The sequence below is a fragment of the Kitasatospora sp. NPDC041917 genome, assembly GCF_055589745.1.
In genome coordinates this window covers 1-2,963 of record NZ_JBVJBI010000097.1, presented here as the reverse complement: position 1 = coordinate 2,963, position 2,963 = coordinate 1, and the positions used below count along the sequence as shown (strand labels likewise).

The window sequence follows — 2,963 nt, the reverse complement described above, 5'->3', positions numbered from 1 at the left end:
CGACGCCAACACCAGGCCCGGACCAGCCACTACAAACGACGAGGCCACAGCCCAAGAGCTGAAGCCTCGCCACAGTAAGCACCGTTGCAGTACTAACCTCCGCCTTTCAGTTGGGTCCGACTGGGTCACCTCGTCGGACGTACTGAACGCACTCAGCACACCCGTGAACGTCTTGTCGTCCGACCGGTACTGCGCGCCCTTGTACACCCCACAGTTCAGCAGCGTGCACGAGTACAACAGCGCGTCCTGCGTGGTGGCGAAGGCAGCTTCGGCGCCGCCCGGCAAGTCCGCTGCCACCTCCGTTTCGGAAGGGATCTCGACAGGTCTCGGAAGCGCGACCGTCATCGAGAACTCCACCTGGGTCCGGACCGGAGACGCCAGCCGCGGCTGCACACCAAGTTCCGACAGAACCGACAGCCGATCCTTGTCAGCCGTCTGATTGACCCGCTCGATGAGCGATGTCACCATGCCAGCGCAGGCCTCCACCAGTGCCGTTCCAGGATTCGGGCCGTCAATACCCGCCCATTCCGGGACTTTCTGGCGGATGGCCAACTTCGCTCCCGACACTAGATCCTCCATGCCGCGCGGATCAATTGGAGGCACTGGAATCCCCATTATGCATTGCCCTTCCGATAGATCTGTAATCAGATCACTTGACAGTTTCAGTAGCAGCTTCCCGTCTTTTGATGAGATGATGCCTCCTCTCGCCTTCCGCCCGCCCTACGGCTAACTTTCAGCCCTGTAACCTCGGGGAAGTGATCCTCCAAGTTCAGTGTTTTCTTTGGAGTTATCTTCCCTATCCGAGTTTGGATCAGTGCTATTTTGGGCGGCGCCAGTATTTTTGGCAGCCGCCGTGGTGGCCCTCATGCTAAATCGCTGGTTGTCCCCTCCGGTGCTTCCGTATTGAATGATGGCGGCCTGGTTGGCGGTGGATGAGCCGGAGACGTCAATCGAGTAGCCATTGTCGTAGTTCCAAAGCCGGTAGTAGCCTCCCCCTTGGTCTACCACGTACCAAAACAGGTAGCCGGCGGTTGTCGGTGTTAGTTGGGCGATCGGCACGCTGCTCCCGCCTGCGCCGTTCTGGGGCCCTAGGCAGAGTAGTGAATTGACGCTATAGATTCGATAGACGCCACCGCCAGAGTTTACGATGATCCATTGCTGATTGGCGGTGTTGTTGACTTGATACTGCCAGACCGTGGTATTGGGAGTCGTGGAAAACTGCTGGACGTCGATGCATTTACCGCTATGTTTGGCGACAAGCATGCAGGGCGTCGGGAAGCCACTTGGTTGACATACGGTGAATGATTTGATTTTATCGTTGAGATTATTGATGAATCCATCCACTTGTGAATTTGGAGGGATGAGTTGAATGTTCCCGTTTTGGCTGGCCTGGTCGAATAGTTCGATGGGGTTTGGGCTCTTGTTGAGGGCTGCGGAGAGAACGCTTGCGGCGGTGCCGTAGACGGCGGTGTTGGTGAGGTCGATGTGGCCGGGGTTGCTTCTGAATACCCATTGCCTGCTGGAATCGCTGACGTTGTCCTGGTAGAGGCAGAAGTAGTTGTTGGGTGGTCCGTGGTAGAGGTTGACGGATTTGACGGTGTCGTTGAGGCCGGATGTGGTGACGTTGGGAGTGGTGTTGGGGTAGACGAGTTGGCTGGTGCCGGAGCCGTTGGCGTTTTGGAACAGTTCCAGGGTGTACAGGGTTAGGTTGTTGACGGAGGAGATTACGCTGGAGGCGTTGTTGAAAATACCTGTGTTGGTGAGGTCGGTGAGGCCTGCGGTGTCCTTGAAGGCCCATTGCCTCATGCCCTGGGCGTTGGCTTCGTAGAGGCAGAAGTAGTTGTTGGGTGGTCCGTGGTAGACATTAACGGAGGTGACGACCTCGTTGAGGTCTGAGGCGACGTTGATGGTGGTGGTGGGGTAGATGAGTTGGCTGGTGCCCGTGCCGTTGCTGTTCCGGAAGATTTCCAGTGTGTATTGGGTCTGATTTTTGACGCAGGAGATCACGTGGGAGAGGTCACCGAAGACGGCGGTGTTGGTGAAGTTGGTGAGACCAGCGGTGTCCTTGAATACCCATTGCCGCCCGTACTCGTACCATTCCTGGTAGAGGCAGAAGTAGTTGGTGGGTGGTCCGTGGTAGACGTTGACGGAAGTGATTCTGTCGGCGATTGCGTCGGTGTTGACGGTGGTGTTGGGGTAGATGAGTTGGCCGGTGCCGGTGCCGTCGGTGTTCTGGAAGAGTTCCAGGGTGTACATGGTCTGGTTGCTGGCGGAGGAGATCACGCTGGAGGCGTCGCCGTACTGTGAGCCGGCGAGGTTGATGAGGCCTGCGGTGTCTTTGAGTACCCATTCCCTGCCGGTGTTGAACTGATTTTCGTAGAGGGCGAAGTAATTGTTGGGTGGTCCGTGGTAGACGTTAACGGACTTGAGGTTTCCTTGCAGGCCGGGGGTGGCCATAAGGTTCTTGGCGATGGGGTAGGCGAGTTGGCTGGTGCCGGTGCCGTCGGTGTTCTGGAACAATTCCAGGGTGTACTGGGTCCGGTTGTTGAAGGTGATCGCGCTGGAGGCGCCGCCATACTGTAGATCGGTGAGGTTGGTAAGCCCTGCGGTGTCCTTGAAGACCCATTGCGTGCCACTCCAACTGCCTTGGTAGAGGCAGAAGTAGTTGGCGGGCGGGCCATGATAGAGGTTGACAGCGGTGATGTGGTCCTCGAGGCCGGTGGTGGTAATGTCGGTGGTGATGGTGGGGTAGATGAGTTGGCTGGTGCCGGTGCCGTCGTGGTTCTGGAATAGCTCGATGGTGTATTGGGTTTGGTTGCTGGCGCTGGAGATCGCGTTGGCGGCGTTGATGGTGGGGTTGTCGAGGTGGGTGAGGCCTTCGGTGTCCTTGAACACCCACTGCATTCCACTCTGGTTGAAGTCTGAATAGAGGGCGAAGTAGTTCGGGGGTGGGGTGTGGTAGA

2 protein-coding genes are annotated in these 2,963 nt (G+C 57.5%); both read right to left on the bottom strand.

What is annotated here, in order from left to right; genetic code table 11:
* Nucleotides 1–552: hypothetical protein (locus tag ACZ6EM_RS40245; protein ID WP_465774658.1), on the bottom strand; the 552-nt coding region annotated here is incomplete at its 3' end.
* A 174-nt stretch (nt 553–726) separates the two neighbouring features.
* Nucleotides 727–2,963: RICIN domain-containing protein (locus tag ACZ6EM_RS40240; protein ID WP_465774657.1), on the bottom strand; the 2,237-nt coding region annotated here is incomplete at its 5' end.